The sequence below is a fragment of the Rhodococcus sp. 05-340-2 genome, from assembly GCF_002258915.1.
Lineage (GTDB): Bacteria > Actinomycetota > Actinomycetes > Mycobacteriales > Mycobacteriaceae > Rhodococcoides.
The window spans coordinates 1-26297 of the sequence record NZ_NOYU01000034.1 but is presented as its reverse complement, the minus strand read 5'-3'; the positions used below and the strand labels follow the sequence as shown (position 1 = coordinate 26297).

At 64.0% G+C, this 26297-nt stretch carries 28 protein-coding genes; 18 read left to right on the top strand and 10 right to left on the bottom strand.

The genetic code is table 11. The annotated features are described in order from the left end of the window. The first annotated feature begins 14 nt into the window (after positions 1-14). Positions 15-1256, top strand: a complete 1242-nt coding sequence (locus tag CH271_RS20865; RefSeq protein ID WP_094629855.1) for an Nramp family divalent metal transporter — start codon at positions 15-17, stop codon at positions 1254-1256. A 236-nt stretch (positions 1257-1492) separates the two neighbouring features. Here CH271_RS20865 and CH271_RS20860 read toward each other — a convergent pair whose 3' ends face one another. The 3 genes from CH271_RS20860 to CH271_RS20850 form a co-directional block, all read right to left on the bottom strand. Next, positions 1493-2500 carry an arsenic resistance protein gene (locus CH271_RS20860; protein ID WP_094629841.1) on the bottom strand — a complete coding sequence of 336 codons (1008 nt, stop codon included), beginning with the start codon at positions 2498-2500 and terminating at the stop codon, positions 1493-1495. Next, complete coding sequence (locus tag CH271_RS20855; protein ID WP_094629840.1) at positions 2497-2931, bottom strand: MerR family transcriptional regulator; 435 nt, start codon at positions 2929-2931, stop codon at positions 2497-2499. The genes CH271_RS20860 and CH271_RS20855 overlap by 4 nt, the downstream gene beginning before the upstream one ends. 118 nt (positions 2932-3049) lie before the next feature. After that, on the bottom strand, positions 3050-3493 hold the full coding sequence (locus CH271_RS20850) for a bleomycin resistance protein (RefSeq protein WP_237606111.1): 444 nt from the start codon (positions 3491-3493) through the stop codon (positions 3050-3052). 218 nt (positions 3494-3711) lie between these two features. On the opposite strand from CH271_RS20850, the gene CH271_RS20845 reads away from it, so the two are divergent. Then, positions 3712-4266: a recombinase family protein gene (locus CH271_RS20845; protein ID WP_037190569.1), complete on the top strand. Its 555-nt coding sequence runs from the start codon at positions 3712-3714 to the stop codon at positions 4264-4266. Between the two features lie 14 nt (positions 4267-4280). Here the strand turns inward: CH271_RS20845 and CH271_RS20840 are convergent, their stop codons facing one another. The 5 genes from CH271_RS20840 to CH271_RS20820 all read right to left on the bottom strand — a co-directional run bounded on the left by CH271_RS20840 (position 4281) and on the right by CH271_RS20820 (position 12419). Next, positions 4281-5057, bottom strand: coding sequence for a GIY-YIG nuclease family protein (locus tag CH271_RS20840; protein WP_242640282.1), 777 nt, complete (start codon positions 5055-5057; stop codon positions 4281-4283). A 155-nt stretch (positions 5058-5212) separates the two neighbouring features. Next, positions 5213-10138, bottom strand: a complete 4926-nt coding sequence (locus CH271_RS20835) for a DEAD/DEAH box helicase (protein WP_094634730.1) — start codon at positions 10136-10138, stop codon at positions 5213-5215. A 216-nt stretch (positions 10139-10354) separates the two neighbouring features. Beyond that, entirely contained in the window at positions 10355-10936 is a 582-nt protein-coding gene (locus CH271_RS20830) for a hypothetical protein (RefSeq protein WP_256986477.1), read from the bottom strand. A gap of 168 nt (positions 10937-11104) precedes the next feature. Continuing rightward, on the bottom strand, positions 11105-11746 hold the full coding sequence (locus CH271_RS20825) for a hypothetical protein (RefSeq protein WP_052057730.1): 642 nt from the start codon (positions 11744-11746) through the stop codon (positions 11105-11107). Between the two features lie 163 nt (positions 11747-11909). Beyond that, complete coding sequence (locus tag CH271_RS20820; RefSeq protein ID WP_052057729.1) at positions 11910-12419, bottom strand: hypothetical protein; 510 nt, start codon at positions 12417-12419, stop codon at positions 11910-11912. A gap of 564 nt (positions 12420-12983) precedes the next feature. Here CH271_RS20820 and CH271_RS20815 point away from each other — a divergent pair. The 10 genes from CH271_RS20815 to CH271_RS20780 all read left to right on the top strand — a co-directional run bounded on the left by CH271_RS20815 (position 12984) and on the right by CH271_RS20780 (position 19748). Beyond that, on the top strand, positions 12984-13220 hold the full coding sequence (locus tag CH271_RS20815; protein WP_037146810.1) for a hypothetical protein: 237 nt from the start codon (positions 12984-12986) through the stop codon (positions 13218-13220). Between the two features lie 48 nt (positions 13221-13268). Further along, positions 13269-13568: a hypothetical protein gene (locus tag CH271_RS20810; protein ID WP_037146805.1), complete on the top strand. Its 300-nt coding sequence runs from the start codon at positions 13269-13271 to the stop codon at positions 13566-13568. Between the two features lie 56 nt (positions 13569-13624). Further along, positions 13625-13954, top strand: coding sequence for a hypothetical protein (locus tag CH271_RS20805; RefSeq protein ID WP_037146804.1), 330 nt, complete (start codon positions 13625-13627; stop codon positions 13952-13954). Beyond that, positions 13954-14124, top strand: coding sequence for a hypothetical protein (locus tag CH271_RS28960; RefSeq protein ID WP_165839653.1), 171 nt, complete (start codon positions 13954-13956; stop codon positions 14122-14124). The genes CH271_RS20805 and CH271_RS28960 overlap by 1 nt, the downstream gene beginning before the upstream one ends. A gap of 396 nt (positions 14125-14520) precedes the next feature. Beyond that, positions 14521-15129, top strand: coding sequence for a hypothetical protein (locus CH271_RS20800; RefSeq protein WP_052058739.1), 609 nt, complete (start codon positions 14521-14523; stop codon positions 15127-15129). A gap of 198 nt (positions 15130-15327) precedes the next feature. Continuing rightward, on the top strand, positions 15328-15633 hold the full coding sequence (locus tag CH271_RS20795) for a hypothetical protein (RefSeq protein ID WP_037154365.1): 306 nt from the start codon (positions 15328-15330) through the stop codon (positions 15631-15633). A 78-nt stretch (positions 15634-15711) separates the two neighbouring features. Further along, positions 15712-15870 (top strand): hypothetical protein, encoded by a 159-nt coding sequence (locus CH271_RS28955; protein WP_176459082.1) that lies wholly within the window; start codon positions 15712-15714, stop codon positions 15868-15870. Beyond that, entirely contained in the window at positions 15867-17201 is a 1335-nt protein-coding gene (locus CH271_RS20790; protein ID WP_141214654.1) for a pentapeptide repeat-containing protein, read from the top strand. The genes CH271_RS28955 and CH271_RS20790 overlap by 4 nt, the downstream gene beginning before the upstream one ends. A gap of 447 nt (positions 17202-17648) precedes the next feature. Further along, positions 17649-17936: a hypothetical protein gene (locus CH271_RS20785; RefSeq protein ID WP_094629923.1), complete on the top strand. Its 288-nt coding sequence runs from the start codon at positions 17649-17651 to the stop codon at positions 17934-17936. Between the two features lie 102 nt (positions 17937-18038). Then, positions 18039-19748, top strand: coding sequence for a ParB/RepB/Spo0J family partition protein (locus tag CH271_RS20780; RefSeq protein WP_094629922.1), 1710 nt, complete (start codon positions 18039-18041; stop codon positions 19746-19748). A 151-nt stretch (positions 19749-19899) separates the two neighbouring features. On the opposite strand, the gene CH271_RS20775 is transcribed toward CH271_RS20780, so the two are convergent. After that, entirely contained in the window at positions 19900-20262 is a 363-nt protein-coding gene (locus CH271_RS20775; protein WP_094634689.1) for a histone-like nucleoid-structuring protein Lsr2, read from the bottom strand. Positions 20263-20351: 89 nt separating this feature from the next. Beyond that, entirely contained in the window at positions 20352-21260 is a 909-nt protein-coding gene (locus CH271_RS20770) for an ATP-dependent DNA ligase (protein ID WP_094629920.1), read from the bottom strand. 118 nt (positions 21261-21378) lie between these two features. Here CH271_RS20770 and CH271_RS29125 point away from each other — a divergent pair, with 118 nt between their 5' ends. From CH271_RS29125 to CH271_RS20745, 6 genes are all read left to right on the top strand, one after another. Further along, complete coding sequence (locus tag CH271_RS29125; protein WP_217901379.1) at positions 21379-21609, top strand: hypothetical protein; 231 nt, start codon at positions 21379-21381, stop codon at positions 21607-21609. Beyond that, positions 21606-22535 carry a tyrosine-type recombinase/integrase gene (locus CH271_RS20765; RefSeq protein WP_218828542.1) on the top strand — a complete coding sequence of 310 codons (930 nt, stop codon included), beginning with the start codon at positions 21606-21608 and terminating at the stop codon, positions 22533-22535. The genes CH271_RS29125 and CH271_RS20765 overlap by 4 nt, the downstream gene beginning before the upstream one ends. Before the next feature lie 3 nt (positions 22536-22538). Beyond that, entirely contained in the window at positions 22539-22871 is a 333-nt protein-coding gene (locus tag CH271_RS20760; protein WP_170945395.1) for a helix-turn-helix domain-containing protein, read from the top strand. Positions 22872-22897: 26 nt separating this feature from the next. Next, positions 22898-23803, top strand: a complete 906-nt coding sequence (locus CH271_RS20755; protein WP_094634688.1) for a hypothetical protein — start codon at positions 22898-22900, stop codon at positions 23801-23803. Positions 23804-23959: 156 nt separating this feature from the next. Then, the gene (locus CH271_RS20750) at positions 23960-24190 is read left to right on the top strand and encodes a heavy-metal-associated domain-containing protein (RefSeq protein ID WP_063216977.1); all 231 of its coding nucleotides are present in this window, start codon (positions 23960-23962) and stop codon (positions 24188-24190) included. Between the two features lie 34 nt (positions 24191-24224). Further along, positions 24225-26297: heavy metal translocating P-type ATPase (locus CH271_RS20745; RefSeq protein ID WP_094634687.1), on the top strand; the 2073-nt coding region annotated here is incomplete at its 3' end.

The following is a 26297-nucleotide window of genomic DNA, read 5'->3' as shown; positions in this document are numbered from 1 at the left end:
TGGAGGGTGTGGTCATGTCTGTGCTGCAGCGCCGATCGTCTCGGCCGCCCTCGAGGTTTCGGTCGGGCCTGGTTCTGCTCGGCCCGGCTTTCGTCGCAGCGATCGCCTACGTCGACCCCGGCAACGTCGCCTCCAACGTCAGTGCCGGTGCGCAGTTCGGATACCTGCTGGTCTGGGTGATCGTTGCCGCGAACGTGATGGCCGGTCTCGTCCAGTTCCTCTCCGCCAAACTCGGCATCGTCACCGGAATGACACTGCCCGAAGTAGTCCGCGAGAAGTCGAGCAGGACTGTGCGACTGGCATATTGGGGGCAAGCGGAGGTGGTCGCCATGGCGACCGACCTCGCCGAAATCGTCGGCGGTGCAATTGCCCTCTACCTGCTCTTCGACCTGCCGCTCCTGATCGGCGGCCTCATCACCGGGGCCGTATCGATGATCTTGCTGGTGGTCCAGGATCGGCGGGGCCAACGGCCCTTCGAGTTCGTGATTCTCGGGCTACTCGGTGTCATCGCCGTCGGATTTCTTGCCAGCGTCGTCGTGGAACCGCCATCGTTCACCGAGGCCGCGGCCGGTCTGATTCCGCGGTTCGACGGCGCGGAAAGCGTGTTGATCGCCGCCGCGATGCTCGGTGCGACAATCATGCCGCACGCGGTGTACCTGCACTCCGGCCTTGCACGTGACCGGCACGGACACCCCGAGGCAGGGCCTGTCCGTCAGCGGTTGTTGCGGATCACCCGGATCGATGTCGGGTTGGCGATGCTGCTGGCCGGGGCAGTGAACATGTCGATGCTGCTGTTGGCGGCATCGACGTTGGGGGGCCGCGAGGGCGTCGACTCCATCGAAGGAGCCCACGCAGCGGTAGGGGACACCCTGGGGCCGGTCGTAGCGCTGCTGTTCGCGGTGGGCCTGCTGGCCTCGGGCCTTGCATCGACATCGGTCGGGGCCTACGCCGGCGCGATGATCATGGACGGCCTACTACGTAAGCGCATTCCGATTCTGGTGCGACGACTGGTGACCCTTGTTCCCGCACTGGCAATTCTGGCAGCAGGAGTCGACCCCAGTCGGGCACTGGTCGTCTCGCAGGTCGTGCTGTCGTTCGGTATCCCGTTCGCGTTGATTCCCTTGGTGCGGTTCACATCGGACCGCATCCTGATGGGCAGCGATGTCAATCACCGGATCACCGCATACGCGGCATGGCTCATCGCGGGAATCGTCGTCGCACTCAACATTGCACTGATCTATCTGACCGTGGCCTGACTGCGCGCGGGTGAACGTGTCCTGCACGCCTGTATTTCAGGACGATCACCGCTCGTGTGGTGATGGTGTTGTGCACGGTGAATCAGCATGAGTGGGTTCTGCCGCCGAAGTCGGGGTCTAGCAGGACGAACCGCCGCACACCGATTGCCCCGCCGTAGAAGCAGTCGACCGGACGTTGCTCGACACACGCCTTGTCCATGACATCGATGCTCGCTCGGCGCGTGTGATGACGTCCCTCACTGCGTCGACTGTCCTGTCGCGGCGGTGGTCTCGCCCGGCACCAGACGCGGCACGTAGCGGACGTAGAGCACCATTCCGATCAACTCCACGAGGGTCTGCGTCACGACCACCACGGCGGCCAGGCTCAACGCCGGTGGTAGCGCCAGGGCGAGTGGCAACACGACCAGCGAGTTACGGGTGGCGCCGGAGAACACCAACGCCCGCGTCGCCGGCACGTCCTGACCGAACACCTTCCCGGCACCGACACCGACGAACGCCATCACGATCAGAAACACCACGAAGATGGCTGCAGCAGCGGCGAGTTGGTCGATACGGCTGCGGATCGAGTCGATCTGGGAGGCGACGACGACCGCGAGTGTCACCATCATCACCGGCACCATCGCCGCTGCCATCGCCTCGATGATTTGCTCGCCCAGACGTCGACGTCGCGCCCACCGCTGCGTCGCCGCAGCCAGCGCCAGCGGGATCACGATGAGTAGAACGAACGCCTCGGCAAAGGGGGCGATGTCGATGATCGAGACAGTCTCGGCCCCGACGAACAACCACAGCCACAACGGCAGCAGGGCGATCTGCAGCAACATCAGCAGCGGTGCCCCGGCGAGGAGGCGTTCCGATGCCGCGCCGGCCAGTCCGCTGAAGACGATGACGTAGTCGATGCAGGGGGCGAGCAGCACCAGTACCACACCGACGAGGACAGCTTCGTTCCCTGCGATGATGCGGGTCAGTGCGAACACCACGATGGGGACGGCTGCGAAGTTCAGAACGACCACCGCGGTGGTGAACCGGGCATCACGTAGGGACCGGCCGATCGCGGCGAACGGCACTGCGAGGAACGTCGCGTAGAGCAGAACGATCAGCACCGGATTGATGGCGTGCTCGAACGTCGGTGCTGCGGAGGGGAAGGACAACCCCACCCCTGCGCCGGCGACGAGTGCGAGTAGATACAGGCCGATCTGGTGGGTGTCCCACCATTGCACCGCCGACGTTCGCGCTGTTTCGGTCATGACGCGCTCACGGGTGCGGTCAAAGTCGACGCCAACCAGCTGCATTGCGGGTCGCACGGTGTCGACGCGTCGGGGGTCTCGTCGAGACGAACCAGCGCGGCGGTCAGCGCGTCCCGCAGCACGGTCAGCTGCGCGATCGACTCCTCTGCTCGGGCGATGTGTTCACGCAGTGCCGGTCGCAGCCCGGACTTCACCGCGGCGCACGAATCGTTCTCCCACACACGCAGCATCGACTTGATTTGCGGCAGAGCGAGATTCAGGCTCTTCGCGGCGGTGATGAACGCCAATCGCTGCTGTGCTCGTTCGTCGTAGACACGGTAGCCGTTCGGGGCTCGGTCCGCCGGAAGTAGGCCCTCGCTCTCGTAGAAGCGCAGCGTTGTCGCTGGCACCCCGGTTGCCGAGGACAGTTGCGAGATCAACAGAGCAGACATGACCGCAGACTAAAGGTTCGAGTCGGCTCGAAGGCAAACCGGCCGAGTCCGGCCCGCCATCGAGTCCGCGGCAGCACAAGGGACGTCGGGCTCGTTGCTGCCTCGAAGGGGGGTGGGGTCAGGGTGCGCCGTCGCCTGGAGTGTTGGGCTCGTGTTGCCTCTTCTCGGTATGGAACGTGATCAGATTGCCGTCGATGTCGACAGTTGCGAACTCCGTCGTTCCCCAGCCTGTCGAGACGGGACGGCCTACGTCTGCGGGGTGAAGCACCCCCGCGCGGGACATCTCGGCGTAAAGGTCGTTGATCTCGTCCACGGCGATGCGGCAGCTGGCGGTGCCGGCAAGGAACGTCTCGGCTCCGCTGCACACCGGCCATGCCGCGTGGTCTGAACGGGTATCCCAGCTGTCGTCGTCGGCGGCCCACAAGTGGATCTCGACGTCGTCGCGGGTGAGCCTCGCGAAAGTCGGGTCGGTGTACCGGGTCGTGAAGCCGAACGATCGGACGTATATCTCGGCAGCGGTGTCGATGTCTCGTACCGGCAGCGCAGGTACCACTTTCGACATGCCCATAGGCAACACTAACGCCGACGAGCCGGAGGGCGAGCCGACCCCGCCTCATATTGCTGGCGCTCAGTGCATTCGACTTCTGACACAGTGAACGCGACTTCTGAAACTGACATCCGGTGCGGAAGCGACCAGCCCGAATGTCGTGCCAAAAACGTGAGCTAAACCGATCGTGTCAGAACCTGCCGTGTCAGTGAGTTGTGGCAGTCTCTAGCCCTGTGGGGCACAAATACGGATACGCCAGGGTTTCGACCACTGATCAGACACCCGCGCTACAGAGCGACGCTCTGACTGCGTTCGGGTGTGAACGGCTCTTCGTCGACACTGCGAGTGGGTCCACGACCACGAGGCCCGCGCTCGACGAGCTCCTGGCCACCCTGTTGCCCGGAGACACCTTGTGCGTGTGGCGGCTCGACCGGCTCGGCCGTAACCTCCCGCACTTGATCGAACTCGTGACCGAGCTGAAATCCAGGGGAGTGGGGTTCGCATCGGTCACCGAACAGATCGACACTGCCACCGCCGGGGGTGAACTCATCTTTCACATTTTCGGTGCCCTCGCCTCGTTCGAGCGGCAGCTGCTCCGCGAACGCACGAACGCTGGCCTCGCCGCCGCGCGCGAACGCGGCAAGATCGGTGGCCGGCCACCCGCACTGTCGACCGCCAAGAAGCGTGAAGCCACCCGAATGCGTAACCAGGGCAGCACTATCGGCGACATAGCTGAAATCCTCGGAGTGAGTCGGCGAACCCTGTACCGCCATTTTGCGCAATCCTAGAGCTGAGGGGAGAACTACGCGGTTGGCACTCCCGCTCCGACCTCGACGGAATCACTCGCCGGTGACGCCTCACGCTGCGCCTGAGCGCTGGCCAGCTCACGGGCCTCTAACACGTTCAGATCTTCGCCGGCTTCGTTCTTCCAGCTGATGCGTCCATTGTTGCTTCCACCTACGAGCACTGCGCCGGCAGCGGATGGACTGTCGAAGAGCTCGTCGTCGCGAAAAATGAAAGCGTCATCTTCGATCGTCGCGCGGCCGCTGGCGATAAGAGACTCGCGGGTAGTCCTGACGCGCTCGGTAGCTGCGCCACGTAGATCCGGTCGGCCACGGGAACCTCGTTGCACAACAATGCCTTCGGAAGTCAAGTATCCCTGCGCGTCGCATCCGGACTCACGGAAGAACAGAGGCTGGTTTGGCGATTCTTCACCTGCTCTGGATTCACCCTTCGTTGGACGAATCGAATCGAGGATCGGTGCACCAAGGGTGGTCAGCAGGACGGAGATCGTGTCCAGAAACTCGTGGCAATCCGCCTCGAGCGGTGCTGGTGTGAACGGGTTGCTCGCATCGTTGCCATTGGTCAGCGTGTACCGGTCTGCGCGTTGGGCGGTTCGGATCGACAACCACTCCAGATAGGAGACGTGCGTGGACGTCCATTCATTGGTCAACGACACTGCAACCATCGCGCGGGTCCAGTTCTTCTCGCCATGCTCACCTAAGCGTTTACCGACGTTCCCGGTCTGGCCGATGTACGCGGTCCGCTCGTCATCGCTACCTCCGAACAGGTAGTACACCCCGACCTGCGTCGATGCCGGTAGCTTTGCAAATTCGCTCAGCAGCGATCGCGGGATGTCGAAGACCCGGACAGTCCTAGTGGTCAGGCTCGCGACCCGAATACCGGCGGGATCCCCACCGGGTAGATAGATCTGGATTGTCTGAGCCCGGACCATCAGGCAGCCTTCTCGATGTCGAGTTCGCGAACGATGCGCATGGTCTCGACGGCGACGGTGGTGACTTTCTTGATCAGTTCGACTATGTAGGTGGGGTTGTCGTGCTCGTCGCACCATAGGTTCGGATCGTTCACGATGCCCGATGGCTTGTCGGTCTTGACCTGGTAGCGGTCGATGATCCATGCCAGCGCTGACCGCGAACCGAGCATGTACTCCTCGGCTTCGGGTGGAATGCCGGTGAGGCTGACCTTCGAGTTGTAGACGATTGCGGTGTGGTCGGACTTGTTGCGCCACTTCAGTTTCTGTACTCGCCATGTCTCACGATCGTGTTCGTCGACACCGGCCTTTATCTCGACATCGAGTGGGTAGGGATCGACGTCCTCGTACTGCATATGAAGGGTGCCGAGCTGCTCGCCGGCGTTAGCGAGCTGGGTGAAGCGCTCCAAGCTTTCAGGGGTGGGGATGTGGGGGAGCATTTTCTTCAGATCCGCCGCGTACGTCTCCCGGTAGCCGGGGACATGCAGCTGCCCATACACCGACCAGAAAACCTGATCCTTGGTCACCGAAGCGTCAAGCGCGGTCCGGTAGACCTCGAGGATCTCATCGGTGATGTTGTCCACCCGCCGGTAACCCCACTCATCGACCCCAAAAGTATCGGCCGTCGATCCGAAGTCGAACCCGCCGCCCGCAGCACCGTCGATGCGTTCGTAGGTGTAGCGAGGGAAGAACTGACCAGTGTCCAGGAGGTGCAGGTTGGGAATCAGATTGGTCGCAAATGGAGTGAAGTCGAAGTGTGATGCCGGTCCAGTCAGAACGATGCCGTAGTTCCGGTGGTGGGGCGTTGGGAACATCGAAGGGAGCCTGCCAGGGCGGTCATTCAGGGACTTGTCGAAGTAGACATGGCTTCCTTGGAATGGCCGGTAGGCGCTTTCGCGGTATGCAGAAGTCTCTTCGCGAATGACCCTGCGCGCGTCGATAGATGACAACAGCGAGCTGCTCCACGAGATACTTTGGGGATCGCGGTTCACCACGTCCTGAAGGCGTTCGTTCCCCCGTTGAGCCTCTGCGCGATGAAGTTCCGCTTGATAGAAGGTGAGCGTCCTGCCGACCTGTTCGTGAAGCGAGTTCAAGGAGAAGCTGTAAACCCAGCTATCTCGGTTGGTCTTAAGTCCGCCCGAGAAAGTTCGGAAGACGACGGCTCCCGTAGCACCGCGGCTCGCGATCGCCGGCCATGAGCTGAAAGCACTGTCTCGCTGGCTGATCCAGTCGCCATGCGCGTTCGGCTGCACACTCTGCCATTCGAGGTTCTCGATAGTGCTCGTGTCAACGAGACGGAGTTTTTCGGCGCGGTCGAGATAGTCGCCGATATCTCGGTAGTGGATCTGTACGGGTCCTGTGTGCTTTTCGTTCTTAACACCGACGAAAATGACGATGGTGGAACGGCTTCCGGAGCCGAACACCTTGCCGCCTTCTCGTCGGGAAAGTTCGCCGGCTGTGCGTTGGTTACCGCGTAGATTGTAAATCCACAGGTGGGCGAACTCGTCGGCCATGCTCAGCCGCACTCCGTCGGCCGTGTTGCCGTCGATCCATCCTCCGTTGGAGACGAATGCGACTATTCCGTGGTCGCCGACGCGGTCGGTGGCCCATCGGTAGGCGCGGTAGTAGGAGTCGTAGAGGCTGTTCTTGAGCTGCGCCGTCGAGCGGCCGGCGTAGGTCGCGGCGATACGGGCGTCGAGAGTGGGGTAGCTGAGGTTGGCGTTGTTGTCGTTGGCGCTGTCCTGCCCGACCGAGTACGGCGGGTTACCTACGATGACATTGATCGGGGCTTCGACCTGTTTGACGATGCGGTCGTTGTTCTGCGGGAACATGATCGCGTCCATACTGTCGCCGTCTTCGGAGATCTGGAACGTGTCGGTGAGTACGATTCCCTCGAACGACTCGTACTGCCCGTCCTCGCCATTTGGGGTAGCCAGAGCGTGATAGGTGGTCTCGATGTTGACTGCCGCAATGTAGTACGCGAGAAGCATGATCTCGTTGGCGTGCAACTCTTCCCGGTACTTGCGTGCAAGGTCGTCGGGGAGAATGAGCCCGGATTGCAGGAGTCGGGTGAGGAAAGTGCCGGTCCCGGTGAACGGGTCGAGGACATGTACGCCGGTGTCGGTGAGGCCCTTCCCGAAATGCTCCTTCGAGACGTGGTCTGCGGCGCGGAGGATGAAGTCGACGATCTCGACGGGGGTGTAGACGATGCCGAGAGCGTCGGATTGCTTCTTGAACGCAACACGGAAGAATCGCTCGTACAACTCGGCGATGACCTGCTGTTTGCCTTCAGCGCTGGTCACTTCGGAGGCCCGGATGCGCACCGAGTCGTAGAACGAGTCGAGACCGTTGGTCTCCGATTCGAGGTTGGCGTCGCCGAGAGTGTCGAGCATCTGCTGCATGACGATCGAGACGGGGTTGTGCGCGGCGAAGTCGTGGCCGGCGAACAGGGCATCGAACACCGGCTTGGTGATCAGGTGTTGGCTGAGCATGCTGATTGCGTCGTCGCGGCTGATGGAGTCGTTGAGGTTGTCACGTAGTCCGGTGAGGAACCTCTCGAACTGCTCCGTCACTTGGGAGGATGCACCGCTGAGAAGCGCGTTTATGCGGGCGATCTGGGCGGCGGCGATGTCGGCGACGTCGGCGGCCCATTGTTCCCAGTAGACGCGTGTGCCGACCTTGTCGACGATGCGGGCATAGATAGCTTCCTGCCACTCCGAGAGTGCGAACAACGCCATCTGCGACGCCACCCCGCCACCGCCACCTTCGCCGTTGTCCTGCTTCGGATCCGTGTCCGGGGTGGGGTGTCCGTCGCCGATCGTTTCGTCGGAGTCGGTGGTCGGGCCGATGTGTCCGCCGAGGAGGCGATCGTTCCCCTGGCCGGCTTTTGCTTGTTTTGTGGTGGCGTTGAGGGCGATGGAGTTGACCATCGCGTTGAACCGATCATCATGCGCTCGAAGGGCGTTGAGGACCTGCCACACCACCTTGAAGCGGCGGTTGTCAGCGAGGGCCTGCGACGGTGACACTCCGGCGGGCACGGCGACGGGCAGGATGATGTACCCGTAGTCCTTTCCGGGGGAAAGGCGCATGACGCGGCCTACGGACTGGACGACGTCGACGACGGAGTTGCGGGGGTGCAGGAACAACACGGCGTCGAGGGCCGGGACGTCGACGCCCTCGGACAGGCAGCGTGCGTTGGACAGGATGCGGCATTCACCCTCGGGGACGGGTGCTTTGAGCCAGGACAGTTGCTCGTTGCGCTTGAGAGCGTTGAATGTGCCGTCGACGTGGCGGGCGGAGACGACGAGGTCTCGGTTGGTGGCGTCGACCTGTTCGCCGTCGTTCTCGTTTTCCTCGAGGAGGGCGCGGTAGGCGTCGACTACGTCGGGGAACACTTCGGCGACCTGCTTGGAGGCGGCGATGTCCTTGGCGAACGCCACGGCCCGTTTCATCGGGGGTGCGCCGATCGCGAACCCGTCGCCGTCAGGGGAGCGGCCGGCGCGCTTAGCGAGACCGTTCCAGCAGCCGACGATCTTGGAGGCATCGTCGAGTTGGAGTTCGGCGAAGTTGCCGGCGAGCTGTTTCTGCATAGGGGCTGCGACGAGGTCCTCGTCGACGGTGAGCACGATGACTTTATAGTCGGTGAGCAACCCGCGCTCGACGGCGTCACCGAAGGACAATCGGTGCATCTCGGGGCCGAAGATGTCGATGTCGTCCATCGACGACAACTCGGCGGAGTGGTCGGCGGCTTTTTCCTTGACGGCGTCGTCGAAGATCCGGGGCGTGGCCGTCATGTACAGCCGCCGTGATGCTTTGAGGAACTTGGCGTCGTGGACGCGGACGAAGTTCGATTCGTCCGCGCCGGCGACGGTGACACCGGTGGTGCGATGCGCTTCGTCGCAGATCACCAGATCGAACGCATCCACCCCCAGTCCTTGCGCCGCAGCGACCGTCGGCAGGGACTGGTAGGTGGTGAACACCACGGTCAGTCCTTTGGAGCGTTTGCGGTGCGCCATGTGCGATGCGAGGTTGTCGGGGTCGGTGGTCACCGGGATCGCGACGTCGACGGTGCTGTAGTCCTCGGCGGAGCGGGAGACTTTCGAGTCCGAGCACACGGCGAACGCGCGAATGTCGAGCTGGGTTTGTGCGGTCCACTCTCGGAGTGTCTGCGAGAGCAGGGAGATGGAGGGGACGGCGAACAGGATGCGTGCACTGCCGCCGGCTTCGGCTGCCGTGCGTTCGGCGATCTTGAGTGCGGTGAACGTCTTTCCGGTTCCGCAGGCCATGATCAGTTTCCCGCGGTCGTTGCCGGCGGAGAATCCGGCGAAGACAGCGTCGATCGCCTCGACCTGGTGTGGGCGGGGTTCGTTGCGGATCGCTTCACTCAACTCGACCGTCAGTTCGCCCTGCGGCCATGCGATGTCCCAGTCGATCGGGGCTTCGGCGATCTCGGCCAGACCGATCCGTTGGACGGGGATGGTCTGGTGGTTGATGGCGTCTTCGGCGTTCTTTCCCCACCGGTCGGTGGTGGAGATGATCACGCGGTTGGTGAACGACCGATCCCCATCGGCGGTGGGAAATGTTTGTCCGGAGGCGGTGAAGAACGAGTCGAGATCGCCTTTGCTCAACGTGGTGGTCGGTTCGTAGAACTTGCACTGGATCGCGGTGTAGTCGCCGGTGTCGCGTTCGCGGGCGACCAGGTCGATGCCGGTGTCGGCCTTACCTTGACGGTCGGGCCAGTCGATCCACCGCCACACCTGCTCGTACTGCTGCGCCAGCGTCGGATCGAGCTCGAAGTATCGAACCATCAGCTGCTCGAACTTGGTGCCCCGCTCCGAATTCGACGGCTCACCGCGGAACGCTTCGATAACCTCGTGCACACTCGCCATGACTACCGAAACCACCTCAACGTCGGGGACGATCAGACCGAGTATGCCGCTTACATCGACGACAACCGCCATCCACGGGGACTCTTCGGCGTTTCGGTCACTGAAGAGGTCGTGGCCCAGCGGAGTCTTCCTGGTCGAGCCGCAGACGCAGGACGCTCCGGTGTCGAATCCTCGAGTGCGAAGGGGCGTGCCGCCACGAAGCCTGCTCGGTCGGAGTCAGGATTGTTCGCGCGCGGCGGCCTGGACAGCACTGGCGAGTCCGGAGAACGAACATTCGACGGGATCGTGCGAGAGCAGACTGCTCAACACAATCGACTTCTGCTCCCCGAACGTGGAGTTGAGGCGCTGGGTGGACATCACGTAGAAGTCCCACTGGTCTAGGTCGAGCGGGTCAGCGGTGGACCGATCAGTCTGTTTGAAGACGCAAAAGACGTAGACGTCGGCCTGCCGCTTCCGTTGCGCGGCAATTGTGTTCGTCGTCGCGTCCCAGCCGTTCGTTGGCTGGATCCCGAAGCTGATCGTCGACAACCTCTCCTGCTTCCAACTTTGCAGGTACGCAGACGATTTCACCTCGACGCGAATTCCCCCTTCGGTCAGTAGATCAGAAGCATCCCACTCCACTCGGACTCCATCGGCTACGCATCCGAGTGCGAGTCCGACGATGTATTCGGCGAGAACACCGCGTTGGGCGTTCCCGATGAGATCCGAGCACGCCCAACGCCAGAACTGGTGAAGATCCGATCCGATCGACTGCCCCTGCTGCGTGAAGGGCTCGTCGCCACTCTTCGGTGCTGTCACGAGTGAGTCGAAGCGGTTCGTGAGCTCGATCGACGAGCATTCGGCCACGTCGGCCGCATACCGGGTCCCGTGGTGGTCGTGCAGCATCGCACTCGATGGGTCGACATGCCGATGAACTCGAAATCGATGGCCATGAAAATTCTCCCTCGATCGGACAGGTGAACGGAACTAGCTCTTCCGAGGTCTACTCATGTGCCGCCAGATCGAGTGGTCGAGTGCCGACACCGGCATGTCCATTCGCCTCGCAGCGTCGGTCACCAGCCGTGAGACTTCTTCGCTCCCGAGTCTGCGACCCAACGCCTCCACCACGAATCGAGTGACGAGAGTGTCGGCTTTGACGCCGTCGTGGCCGACCAGCATGAGGAAGTAGTCCCACGTCACCGGGCCCAAGCCGCGAGTTCCGCAGTACGCGGCTCGCTGCGCTGCCGAGTCCCGATCGATGTCGGATGCGTGGCGCGCGCCCGACGCTGCGAGCCGGCCGGCAGCAGAGACAATCGCCTCAGCCTTCGGCACACCCCCGGTCTTCTGCTTATTGCCGAGCACCGTCTGAAGCCACTGCGGGTCGGCCTCGCCCAGTACACCGAGGTCGTCCCAACTTTGCCTGCCGGACTCGGCCTTGTACCGCTTGATCGCGCCGCGTACGCCCGTGTCGGCAGAGACTCCGTAGACCGCTCTGATCGACAGGACCGCATCGATCAACGCCAATTCCACATGCCCCGGCCATCCGTCCGGGGCAGCGTGCATCTCAGTGATCTCAGCCGTGAGGTAACCGACGAGCACCTCGACATCGCCTGCGTCCGTCGTCGCCATTTACGGTGGATCCCTTCTGGGTCGATGAGAGCGGACGTTACCGGCCAGCGCCGACCTATTTACACAGATCTCGTCATCGACGCCCACAGTCCGTCGTACGGGCGAGGGTAAGGCAGTCGACACACGTTCCGGTGCCGCCTGCGACAGTCAGGCGGACGTTCGGCTATCCGCGGATGACGATCTCGATGGCGTCGACATCGACGTCGTACGTCTTCGCCAGACCGGCCTTCGCCTGCCGGATCGTCAACGCGGCGACCTCCGTCGTCGGTGCTTGCGTACTCGTGGACTGATCGTCGAATTTCTCGAAATTCGCATCCGCCAGGTCGATTCCCAGATCGTCCAACGTGGTGTACCGCACCGGATTTCGGTCACCCGTCCAGACATCAGGGACGCTGATGTGGGCGTACTCGCTGAACTGAATCTTCCACCGGTCGGGCCTATCGTCCGTCGCGGGAACCAGCCGAGAAATCCGCCCCACCAAAAAAGCGCTCCCATGATCCTCGGTGCCGTCCGCATACGCCTCGACGTTGTGTGCATTCTGCGTGCACACCACGTACTGGCACTTCCTGGCTCGCGCTGCATCCAGTTTCCACGACTGCGACCCACCCTCACCCAGAATCGAGTCGAGGCTCTTGCCGGTGAACACTGCCACTGTGTCTTCGTTGGTTGTCATGCCGAGAACGTAGCAAACTATCCAGCTTCGTGGCACGAACTATAGCTAGTTTTATTAATAGTCTGAAGCATCATGCCTGTTGGAGCACGCAGAAGTATGCCTCACCAGCGAGCCTCGCGGCGCTACCGCGACACCGAGCGTGGTCGGTCCCCGTCGCTCCCGCACAGTTACCCGAAGTGCTCCACAGGTGGAAGGTTGCCATCTGACGACATCGACGAGCGGTCGCGCATTCCGCCTGCCGGCGGTGCCGGCCACCTGCGGTGTCCCCTGAGTGGAGCTCCGCTGCGCTCCGCACCGTAGAAGAGCATCGTTCTTTCGGGCATCTGGCTGCCATCGAGTCTGCGTCACCCGTGCCCGCCTTACCCACCCCTGACTCCGCGATGCTCCGGCCCTGCGGGCGCGCCGAGAACTTTTCACGAACGCCTCCGGCTGAAAACTTCCCGGCCCAGGGGCAGGACGCCGTTCCCGTGCGCCGCCTACTCTCCCCACGCCAGATGACGGCGAAAGAACGCAGGGGAGGACGCAACACCGACCCGGCACGAGTTCCGAAGGGCAGCAACAGTTATGACCGAGACCACGAACACCGACGCCGTCACCTGCATCGCGGACGGCCCCGACTGCACCGGTGACGTCGAATACCGGGACGCACTGTCCGGGACCGGGGTATCGCATCCGAGGTGCGACAAGCACTGGCAAGGCCGTCTCGACCTCGAGGACGACCTCCGCCGCCGTTACCCGGCCCACGCACCCGCCGACTTCGACCCCACCTACGCAGGCGAGCACTGGGACGAGGACTACTGACCCTGCCCGCTCACCCATCCGAACCGCACCGACCGAGGAGCAGAAGCCATGACCGCCAACGACATCGACGACTACTGGACCACCTACGACAAGGCCCTCGACGCGGCCGCCGAATGTCGGAGCGTCGAATCGCTGATCGACACCCTCAACCGCTACTACCCGCCCTCGTCCGGAGTGGCGTTCTTCCCGAACGGGGCCGACCGAGACCTACTCGGCACACTCACCGACGCCGGACACTTCGCTACCGTCTGGATTCACGCGGACTACCACTTCGCGCTCCGTGACGGCCGCGGAGATGGATTCACCTACATCGAAGGCGACATCGTCCGCGGAACCTCACGCCGGTAGAACACCCGCCCCGGTGCCAGACGGCACCGGGGCACCACCTGGAAGGAACGCCCCTGATGCCCGCTCAAGCATGGGTCACCCTGATCGTCGGCGTCCTCGCCGTCGTCGGCGTCGCCCTGACCGTCCGCCAACGCACCGTGGCCGACAAACGCGCCCAGGCCTGGCAACGGATCACCTGGTGCCTCGAGCGCACCACCAGCGACAACGACACCGAAGCCGAACTCGGATGGGACATCTACGCCACCGTCACCGACTCCGCACTGATCACCCGAACCGAGCAGGACGTCCTGGTCGCGGTCTCCGATCGAGCTGCAGCCCGACGTGCACTGGCGGACCAGGACCAAACCGAGGACACTGACAACCAGAACGATCAGGAGGACCCATGATGACCACCACCGAAAAGCGCACCGACCGCCCCGCCGAGCGTCCCCGAGTCGCCGCCGCAGCAGCCCGCGCCTCGATCGCGCTCCGCGAACGCACCGGCCGAGAGGTGCCGCAGTGGCTCCGTGACACCGCCGAAGGGCGCCCGACCACCCCACCCGCCGAGCTGACCTGACACAGGCACCAGCCGCAGACCGATAAGGCCCGCACCCGACACAGGGTGCGGGCCTTATCCGTTGCGCAATAAGGGCTCAGCGGCTCGCGTGGGGCCGGGCCACCCTGCGGGCGTCCACCGCATCGAACTCCGCTGCGCTCCGTCCTGTGAAAAGAATTCTTGTTTTCCCTTCTGGCCTTCCGATTTTGACCGGCGGTGACCTCCGCGCAACCGCCGGCGTCCGCTGCGCTCCCGGCCCGAAGGGCTCCGGAAACTTTTCACAGACGCCTCCGGCTGAAAACTTTCCGGCCCGACCATTGCACTCCGGCCCCCTCATGCCGGTCCAACTCTCCTCTGCCAGAACGGCAAAAAAATTGGCGGGCCGCGAGGTCGCCACGTTGAGTAGGGGAGCGCGAGATGCCGAAGACTACCGCCCAGAAAGCCCACAGCAGCACCGACACCGACAACTACGGCGCAGTGGTCACCCACACGACCGCCACCATCGTCGGACGCCAGAACGCCGTGGTCAACGTCCACGCCGCCGCCACCGACGACGCCCAGATGATCGTCACCATGGGCCGCCTGATGATGACCTTCCGCTCCGCCGCCGCCGTCCACGCGTTCATCGCCGGACTGGCCGACGCCCGCACCCTCATCGGCCGCATCGACAACCAGGCACCCCAGCCCGGGGGACCGGGCGACGACTACGCCCGCGCCGCCATGTCCGTCGTCTGGATCGCGCCACCGGAAACCGCCGTCACCCCACGCGAGCAGTACGTACCCGCACGTCGACGCACCATGCACTGGGTCGAGGTCCACATGGGACCGGTCACCTGGCGCATCATCGACCGCCTCGGCTACGTCACCATGCTCGACGAGCTCCGAAACGTCCACCGCATGGCCGTCGCGATCTTCACCGACGGCGACCAGTACCTCAGCGACCCCACCACCCTCACCGACGCATTCGACGACGCCGAACGCGAACACCAGGAAGACATGGCCGCACCCTGGCGACGACGCCTCTGACCCCGGCGCACGGACGCGGCCCCGGACCCGACACGGGCTCCGGGGCCGAGTCGTATCCATCCACAGGGAAACTCTCTATCCCCAGATTCCGGAAAATGCCTGTGCATCGCGGACCTCGCTGGCGCTCGGTACGCGATGCTGGAAGAACCCCCGCACCCGCAGGTCGCCCGGCTCACCCACCGAAGGAACACGACACCGATGATCACCTGGACCGTCACCACCCGCCCCGACCGACGACCCGAAACCATCACCGCCGCAGGAGCAGAACCCAGCCTCGACGCGGCGAAACGAGCTGCCGCCGACGCCGTCCGCTACGCCCTCCTCGACGCCCAGGCCCACGCCGATGCCAGCCCCACCAACACCCCACCGACCTACCTCGTCACCATCGACGGAGCCTGCGCCCTCATCGTCAGCCTCGGAGCCTGCCGACCCGCCAACTACACCGGCGTCCTCGACAACCTCGAACACTTCGACGGCACCGCCACCCACCTGCTCTACCTCTAGAACCGTGCGGCCGCGGACCCCGCTAAAGTCGTTGCAAGAGAACCATTTCTGTCGGTACCCACTGCCACACTCGGCACCATGCGAATCAGAACCCTCGACGGACCACCACTACCCGGCGAAATAGCCGAACAGGCAGCCCGCGCAATTGCCCTCCGCCACGGCCTCGGTCAGCAGTACGCGACCGGCGTTGACTCCACCAGGAAAACTACGGTCAAGCCGCTACTGTCACCCCCGTGAGCTTCCACGCCCAGGCCCCTGCCCCGGCCACTCCAACCGTGCCGGTCGAAGCAGTTGACCCGCCAGGCATCGGCGTGTGGTTCCTCGACAACCTCACACAACCCGCCGCTACTGTTCTCGCCAGCGTCGGAATCATCGTCGCTGCAGTCATAACCTTCATCATCGGCTATCTCAGTCGCAGACAGCTAGATCGGCACCACAAAGCAACCCACACGCTCGCCGACATTCAAGAGCTACGCCGGCGATTCGTCACCACCTCAGCACAATTCGCCGACCCATCTCCCGAAGTCCGACTCGCCGGGGTCTATGCCCTCGAAGCACTCACCAACGACTGGATCGACCACAACAGAAACACCGACGCCCAAACCTGCATCAACTACCTCTGTGGCTACCTCACCCGCCCATACGCACCACCCACCCACGACCCCCACCTACGCCAAACCGTCGTCACGGTCGACGCAGCCACCACCGTCGAAAGCACCTACCAGCACCCCCATGACGACCTCACGGTCCGGCAAGCCATCACCCGCACCATCGCCACCCACCTGAAACCCGACCACCAACACAACTGGAGCAACTACAACTACGACTTCACCGGCGCGTACTTCCACAACGCCGACTTCAACGACGCCCGTTTCTACGGCACAACCACCCTCGACAAGGCGCAGTTTCACGGTGATTGGACGTCGTTCAGTGAGGCGCAGTTCCACGGTGAGACGACGTTCGACGAGGCGCAGTTTCACGGCATGTGGACGTCGTTCGGTGAGGTGCAGTTTCGCGGTGCGTTGACGTTCGGAAAGGCGCAGTTTCACGGTGAGACGACGTTCAGCGAGGCGCAGTTCCACGGTATGTGGACGTCGTTCGATGAGGCGCAGTTCCACGGTATGTGGACGTCGTTCGGAAAGGCGCAGTTCCACGGTGCGTTGACGTTGTTCAGTGAGGCGCAGTTCCACGGTGAGGCGTCGTTCGGTGAGGCGCAGTTCCACGGTGCGTTGACGTTCGAAAAGGCACAGTTCCACGGTGAGGCGTCGTTCGGTGAGGTGCAGTTCCACGGTGAGGCGTCGTTCGGAAAGGCGCAGTTCCACGGTGAGACGACGTTCGGAAAGGCTCAGTTCCACGGTGAGACGACGTTCAGCGAGGCGCAGTTCCACGGTGAGACGACGTTCAGCGAGGCGCAGTTCCACGGTGAGACGCTATTCAACTCGCCGGGAGCGTGGAATAACGTCTACTTCGACTGGGACACCGAAGTCCCCTACGCCGCCGAAGGATCCAAACCGGACAACGTCAAACCACACGACTGGCCACCTACCGTCGTGGAGCCGACGCCCTAGCGCTACCGCGACACCGAGCGTGGCGGTCTCCGTCGCTCCCGCACAATCGCCTCGCGAGCTCCGCGGCCGGGAGGTGGGCACTCCGCCGGCGTCGACGAGCTGGGTGCATTCCGCCTGACGGCGGTGCCGGCCACCCTGCGGGCGTCCCCTGGATGGAGCTCCGCTGCGCTCCGCACCGTGGAAGAGCAAAGACGTTTTTCACTGCGGTTCTGGCTACCGGCGAGCATCCATCACCCGTGACCGCCGCCTCAACCCCTCGCTCCGCTGCGCTACGACCGAAGGCTCCGAACACTTTTCGTAGAGCAGTCGCTGCGCTCCCACGAAAACTGTCCGGCCGAGGGGTTGCCCCGTCGTCCCCGTGCGCTGACTTCTCTCCTCACGCCAGAAACGGCGAAAAACGTGGCAGGGCAAAGGGCCAGGCCACCAGTTGAGAAGGGACGTCACGACATGCACGACACCATCACAGGACCGAGGACGGTGGGACTGCGCACCGCGATCATGACCGCGATCGCCGGAGTCCCGGTACAGGTCAAGACCCACGCACTCGCACAGGTCACCGCCTACACCGAGCAGGTCAACCGAGCCGCATCGGACGCGAACTCGACCACCGTCGACGCGCACCTCGAGCGGGCCGCGTTCTGGGCATGCACCGCCCGCGAACACGGAGCCAGTGAGGCCGAAATCCACGCCGCACGGCTCGCAGGCCACCACCACGTGGCCACCGCCCGGCAGTAACCCCCGAGGCCCACACCGCCCCCGGAAAACAAGAAACACCGGACAGCTCCTAACTGCCCGGTGTCTCCAACCGAAGAATCTACCAGGGAGAGAGACACCACCATGACCGCAAGCATCGAAACCACCACCGCCGCAACCGAAGCCCCCACGACCGGCACCACGCCGGTCGTGGGGGCGGGCGAGGAGTACGCCCGCCTGCACCCCACCGCCCTCGAGGTCGGACCGAACGTCCGCGACGAGGTCGTCACCGACACAACGGCATTCCGAAACATGGTCGCCTCCATCATCGAACACGGAGTGCTGCTACCGATTCTCGCGCGCCGCGACGGCGACCTCATCGTGGTCATCGACGGCCAGGTTCGCACCCTCGCCGCAATCGAAGCCGGGGCCGAGAGCGTGCCGGTGCTGATCCGGCCCGACGCGAGCACAGCGAAGGACCGGGAAATCGAGCGTCTCACTCGGCAGGTCGTCGCCAACGACCGCCGTATCGACCTCACCGCAGGCCAGCGGGCGAAGGCCGTGACCGACATGCTCGAACTCGGTGTCTCGGTGCCCAAGATCGCCAAGGCCGTCCAGGTCAAGCGCGAGACCGTCAAAGCAGCAGGGGCAGCGGGCCGGTCGCAGGCTGCGATCGATGCCCTCGACGCGGGACAGCTCACCCTCGACCAGGCCGCGATCGTGGCCGTGTTCGACGCCGAGGGCGACACCGACGCCGTCGCACAACTGCTCAATGCCGGGTCGTGGTTCCGGTCCGAAGCGCAGCAGCTGCTCGCCGACCGCGCCGAGCGCAAGGCCCGCACCGCAGCAAGCGCACCATACGCCGAGAAGGGACTGACGGTCCTCGAGGAAGAGCCCTACTACGGCGACCCCTACACCGCCGCTGAGGACTTGGTGACTACAGATGGAGACCCGATCACCGAAGCGATCATCGAGGCCGCGGCCGAGCACTGGGCGGTGTGGCTGACGAAAGAGGAGAAGCTCACCCTCGTCGCGACGGGCGAGTTCATCGACAAGGACAGTATCGACTGGGACACCCAGGTCGATCTGTCAGGGGACGCGGAGGAGGGACTGCACCACTACAAGGACGTCGGGTCCGTCGAAGTGTGGGTGCCGGAGTACTTCACCGCCGACCCCGATGCCGCCGGTGTGAAACTGGGTCCGATCCTCGCCGCCGCATCGGCCGAACCCGCCGCCGACGAGTCCTCCGATGCAGCCGCAAAGAGAGTGCGCGAGCAGGAAGCAGCACAGAAAGTGCTCGCGGCGAAGGAGGCCGAGAAGCTCGCACGTCGGCGCACCATCGCACTCAACAAGGCCAGCGCCGCCGCCACGATCGTCCGCAAGGAATGGCTCGCGAAGTTCCTCACCCGCAAGACCCTGCCGAAGGGTGCCGCGAAGTGGATCACCGACACACTCGTCGACGAGCCTGGACTGCTCACCCAGAACAAAGCGTCCGAGCACCTCGCAGAGTTGCTCGGTATCACGATCGGCAAGCCCGAAGGCCACCTGTGGGGCGACTGGAAAGAACGCGCCGCCCGTACCGCTCTGGCTCCGGTGATCGACACGGCCAGCGACGCACGCGCACAGGTGATCGCGCTCGCGCAGATCCTCGCCGCCTACGAAGCGCGGATGAGCGGGACCGGTAAAGACTGGTGGAAGCGAGTCGGCGGCTCCAACCAGGACAACTACCTGGGCTTTCTCGACCAGCACGGCCACGTGCTGACCGTGGTCGAACAGGTCGGGGCCGGAACGCTCACCCCCGAGCAGGCATACGACGCACTCACCGCACCCAGCGAGGAGAGCATCACCGACTAGAACCGGCATCGGTGGCGGGTACCTCTCCGGGTGCCCGCCGCCGGTGGCCTCGTCCCCGGTCCGGGTCGAGGGGGCTGCCGCCGCCCTCGAGCTCCCCCGCTCGACGCCCCACCACCGCACTGCTCACGACGCGCAGGCGGCTCACCGCCCGTCAGTGTGCGGCGTTGTACGCCTCAACGATGTCGGCCGGAATTCGGCCACGTTCGCTGATCTCGTAGCCCTGGTCGAACGCCCACTGCCGGATCGCGCGTGTCTGCTCCGGATCGCGCTTGGCCGATCCGCCGGCCGCGGTCGACCCGGAACTCGGGGAGGGCTTACGCTTGCGGCCACCGACCCGCGTCGCGTGCTGGATGTAGTGGTCGAGCTTCTTGTGAAACTCGGTGGCGTTCTTCGCTTTCAAGTCGATCAAGTACTCGACACCGCGCACCGCGAATTCGATCGTTTCGCCGGATTCGTCGTCGATGACCGACCCGTCGATATCGTCCACCAATTGGGTTGTCACTCGTTTGGCCACAGCCGGAAAACCTTTCGATCACACACATTTGTCACGGACTCGGGTACCGGCCAGCGTAACCAAAGAATGCGACGACAAGCTGCACCCTTTCATGTCACGACATCGCGGGGAGTGATATCGGATCGGATTCCTTTGAATGCGGGATGCCGTAAACGCCCCGTTGCCGATTGTTCTCGGTATTCCACGGTCGCCACCAATTCCGGTGTCACCCAGGACACTCCGACTGCGTCGGTGCGTGGAACCGGACCGTGTAGCGCACTGTCCGGACGGGTGCGCTCGGTGAGTGTGCTTCGCAGCTCTCGGCGCATCCGATCGGTGAAACCCGTTCCCACACGGCCGATGTAGACCAACTCGCCCGCCTCGTCGTACGCTCCGAGTAGCAGCGCCGCCAGTGTCCCACCGGCGCGCCCGCCAGTGGGAACCCATCCGCAGATCACGCCTTCGCGTGTGTTCCGGATCGGAACCTTGACCCACGATGGCGACCGGATCCCCGATCGGTACACCGACTCCGCTTTCTTCGCCACGACCCCCTCGATGCCGTTGTCGGCGGCAATGCCCATCAACGTCTCCCCGTCGATTCCCGTCATATTCGGCGGCACCTGCACTCGCCGCCCGTCGGCCACGCCGAGGCCCTCTAGCAGCTCACGGCGCTGCGTGTAGGGGAGCGTCCGGACAGATTCGCCGTCGATGTCGAGGACGTCGAACACGAAATACGTCACCGGGGTCGACCGCAGCAACGCCGCCGACGGGCGCGCGACATGCATTCGGCGTTGCAGCAGCCCGAAATCGGGCCGACCGCCCGAATCCAGTGCCACCAACTCGCCGTCCAGGGTCACCGATCGACCCGCAGTCGTGTCCGACAACGCAGCCGCCACATCCGGGAACGAGGCGGAGATGTCGTTTCCGTTGCGCGAGAACAGCTTCACCCACGATGTGCCGCCGACAACGCAGACCCCGCGTTGGCCACTGGAGTCCGCGCGGGTTCGATCGGCTGCCAGGAACCGGTGTGAGCCCAGGGTTCCTGGTCAGAGCAACGATTCTTCTTCATTCCGTGGTCGCTCAAATTTCATCAGTTACTCGTGGATTCTGCGAGTTCCTCGCATAAGTTCACTGTTCGTGTCAGATTTCGCTACTCGTCGGCAGCAGCGCATCGCTGCCGACGGCGCATCGAGTGCCGCGGGGGTCGGCAGCGGGGAACTTGCGGACGTCGAATCGCTGCAGCGGCTGGCGTCGGCGTCGGGGGACGACGAACACGACTTCTTCCGTAACACGCTGGTCGAATACGGATGGGCCAGAGATGTGGCGGGTCTGAGCCCGCGACGCTGCAGAGAATCATGTATCCCGTGATCGAGATATGCGATTACTTCGATTGCGTGCCATGGCGATTGACCCAGCAGCAGTTCGATCAGTACTTCGCCGGTCCCGGCAAACGCAGTCACGCGACCATCCGGAAAAAGACAGTTCAGATCGACAACTACTACCGATTCCTCGAGCACCGCTACGCTGGCGAGCTGCTCCGAGCGTTCGGCGTCGGTGTCGAGTCACCGGTCGACCCGTTCAACCGGCCGAGGCACAGGGGTGATTTCGCGCTGCGGATTCCTCCCACTCGACGAGCGATGACAGCGTTCTTTGCCGACTGGAGAGACGCCCTGCCACGCTCTCGCAAGTACCACGTGAGCGCACGCGACTACACCATGGCGAAGATTGCGTACTTGTCCGGGGTGCGGGCGTCGGAGCTGTGTGCGGTGAAGATCGGCGACATCCATTGGGAAGCGGGACAGTGGGGCCGCTTCGTCGTCGTGGGTAAGGGTGCCCGCGGATCGGGTCCACGCGAACGGCAAGCTTTTCTCTTCGAAGAGGGGAGAGAGCTGCTGTGGTGGTATCTCGAGCAGGTCCGGGGCGAGTTCTGCGACGACCCGACCGACGCGGGCGCACCGTTGTGGCCATCGGAACGCTTGCCGACCGCCGTCGCGGCGCTCAACCTCGCCGTTGCACCCGCCATTCAACCCTCGACATTTCGCCGCAATCTCAAAGCTGCATCGCACCATCACCTCAACGGCCCGGTGCGCGAGCTCTACCCCCATCTGTTGCGTCATGCCTGCGCTACCCACAACTACCAACGAGGAATGCCCTTGTGGGATGTGCAGAAGATGCTCGGTCACGAATGGGCAAGCACCACTGTGGGCTATCTGGCGTCGGCAGGAGCCGACCCGGAACGGTCCGTCATCGAGTCGACACAACGCGCCGTGCGGCGCTTGAGTACGGAGAATTAGAAGATGAAATGGAATTTGCGCATGGTTGCGGCGCAACGCGACATCTGGCGTCCGACGCAGCTACTCAAAGCATTCGAGCAGGTCGACTTCCATCCGTCATTGAGCAAGACTGCGGCCCTGTGGTCTTCGGCGCCGATCACGATCCGACTCGATGACCTGGACAAGATCTGTGCGGCGTTAAACTGCACTGTCGGTGATCTGATGCTGGCGGAAGCTGTTCACGACGCGGATCTCGACGCAGCTCCAGCACGCGCAATCGGCGATCGGTCGGGCCCTGCCGCACCCACTGCCGGGGCCCGGAAGCGCGGAGCCCGCCGCGTTCCACCTCCCAACTGATGTCGGGACGAAACCCTGCCGATGGGGTGGCGGCACGCAATGCCGCCCGGCACACCGAGCGCACGATACGGATGATCGAGCAGACACCCGCGCAGTTCCGTGACGACGTGCAGGCGTGTGTCACTGCGCTGGGCGGCCGCGGTCGACGTAAATCCAGACCGTTGACGGCAGTGACGATTGCCCTCTATCTCAATTTCGCGCTACCGGTCTTGCAGGAATGGGCTGAGACACACCAAAGTCTGCGATCTGTCGATACTGTCGACATCGAGCGCGCTCTCAGCCGTCACTCAGGGCAGTCGAGACATAACGTGCACACGGCCCTGAGGTCGCTCTTTCGCGGACTCAAACGCGAACGTCGCATCTTCGCCGACCCTGCCCGAGAGGTCGCTGGTCGGTACACCCGCAGGATCCTCAGACCGTTACGATCCGATCGCGTACATGGGCTGTTCGATCAGCTGACCAGGCCCGATGACCGGGTGATTCTGGCGCTCGTCGCGGTCCACGCGCTGACGATCGAAGAGGTCATCGGCTTCCGACTCGACCATCTCGACCGTTCGGCAGGACGAGCAACCGTCACCCGTCCACACACCCGCCACACGTTCTGGTTGGACGAGTTCACCGCCGAGGTGCTCCGCGACTGGCTGATCTACCGTCAGCTGCGGTGGCCGACCAGCACGAATCCGTACTTGCTGATCACCCGGATAACTGCGCCTACCGCACTGCCGGGCAGTCGCCACTACATCACCCGCCCATTCCGTGACCTCGGCATCACCGCCCGCGAACTGCGTGTCGATCGCATCCTCGACGAGGCCGCCCACAGCGGCGACCCAGTTGCCCTGATGACCGTGTTCGGTATCGGCACCACCACAGCGGTGCGCTATGTCAGGACCGCGCACCCTGGCCGATTCGACGTAGACCCCACTGCACCCTGACTCGATTCGAAGTTCAGCCAACGGACCGGTCGTCGCCGCAGGTTCGTAAACCGCTCGACGCAGCCAACGGCCTTCCGAAACATACGGGGAGGGGGTATGGTCGACACGTTAGCCAGATACCCCTAGGGGGTATGCAGACAGTCGGAGGAGCGCGACATGATCACCACGCACTACAAAGTCACGGGCATGACCTGCGGCCACTGCGAAGCGTCGGTCCGGGAAGAAGTCGGTGCTGTGGTCGGGGTCGACACGGTCGAAGCATCAGCGTCGGCAGGAACGCTGACGGTGACGAGCATCGGCGAGCCCGACCACGCCCGGGTCATTGCCGCCGTTCGCGATGCCGGATACGCAGCCGAACCGCAAACCGCAGATTCGCCTACCGCGTAACCGCTGAAGTCGTTGCAGGAAGAGGTATTTCGCGATGAACAACCACACGCATTCTGACGTCGGAACGGCTAAGAGAGCTGGCGCGCAGTCGGGGCACGACACGTCCGAACGCAGCGCAGGCCACACCGGACACGGCGAGCACTCCGAACACGGAGGACACACAGGGCATACCGGGCACGGTGGCCATGCCGGTCACGGCGATCACGTCGGCATGTTCCGTCGTCTGTTCTGGATCATGCTGGTCCTCGCCGTTCCGGTGATCGTGGCATCGAACATGTTCGCGATGCTTCTCGGATACTCACTGCCGGACGCGTCGTGGATCGCCTGGGTCTCGCCGACGCTCGGCACCGTGATGTACGCCTGGGGCGGATCTCCCTTCCTCACCGGAGCAGTTGGCGAAATCCGTTCACGTGCACCAGGAATGATGCTGCTCATCGCCCTCGCGATCACCGTCGCATTCATTGCGTCGATGGGCGCGAGCCTCGGCCTGCTCGATCATCAGCTCGACTTTTGGTGGGAACTGGCGCTGCTGATCGTGATCATGCTGCTCGGGCACTGGATCGAAATGCGATCCCTCGCGCAGACCACCTCCGCTCTGGACTCGTTGGCGGCGCTGCTTCCGGACACCGCCGAACGCGTCGACGGCGACGATGTGGTGCCGGTGTCCCCGGCCGAGCTGCAGCGCGGTGATGTCGTCGTCGTGCGCCCCGGCGGCCGAGTACCGGCGGACGGCACCATCGTCTCCGGATCGGCGAGCATGGACGAGTCCATGATCACCGGCGAATCACGCACCGTCCGCCGCAGCGACGGCGACCAAGTTGTCGCCGGCACGGTAGCCACCGACTCCGGTCTGCGCGTCCAGGTCACCGCAGTCGGGGAGGACACCGCCCTCGCAGGCATCGGCCGCTTGGTCGCCGACGCCCAGAACTCGACCTCGCGGGCCCAGCGCATCGCCGACACCGCCGCCGGCTGGCTGTTCTGGTTCGCTCTCGGATCTGCGATCATCACCGCGTTGGTGTGGACGCTATTCGGGATGCCCGACGACGCCGTCATCCGCACCATCACCGTGTTGGTCATCGCCTGCCCGCACGCACTCGGACTCGCGATCCCGCTGGTGGTCTCCATCGCCACCGAACGCGCAGCCCGCGGCGGTGTCCTGGTCAAGGACCGGCTCGCACTCGAAACAATGCGCACGGTGGACACCGTGCTCTTCGACAAGACCGGCACCCTCACCAAGGGTGAACCCACCGTCACCGCAATCGAGGTGACAGACGGGCGCACCGCCGACGAGGTCCTCGCTTTGGCCGCTGCCGCAGAAGCCGACTCTGAACATCCCCTCGCCCGTGCCATCGTCGGCGCCGCACGCGCGCGGAACCTGACCGTCCCGGCTGCAGCCGGTTTTCAGTCGTCTCCCGCTGTCGGGGTCGCTGCGGACGTCGACGGCACCCGCGTGCAGGTCGGCGGGCCCGCGCTGCTCGAGCAGGAGCGCGGATCCGAACTTGCTGTCGCCGACCGGTGGCGGGGCGACGGGGCGATCATCCTGCACGTCCTGGCCGACGGTGCTGTGATCGGTGCCCTTGCGCTCGCCGACGAGATCCGGCCCGAATCCCGCACGGCAGTCGATGCGCTCCACGCTCGGGGTATCGCGGTGGTGATGATCACCGGTGATGCCGAAGCCGTCGCGAAGTCCGTCGCCACCGAGCTCGGTGTGGACCGCTACTTCGCGGGGGTGAAACCGGAAGACAAGTCCCACAACGTTGCTGAACTTCAACAGGAAGGGCGCACCGTGGCGATGGTCGGTGACGGAGTCAACGACGCACCGGCTCTCGCGCAGGCCGATGTCGGTATCGCTATCGGCGCGGGTACCGACGTTGCTATCGCGTCGGCCGGAGTGATCCTCGCCAGCGACGACCCGAGGTCGGTGTTGTCGGTGATCGAACTCTCGCGCGCCTCGTACCGGAAGATGAAGCAAAACCTCTGGTGGGCAGCGGGATACAACCTCATCTCAGTTCCGCTCGCGGCAGGAGTGCTCGCGCCGGTCGGGTTCGTGCTGCCCATGTCGATCGGCGCGATCCTGATGTCGCTGTCGACGATCATCGTCGCCGCG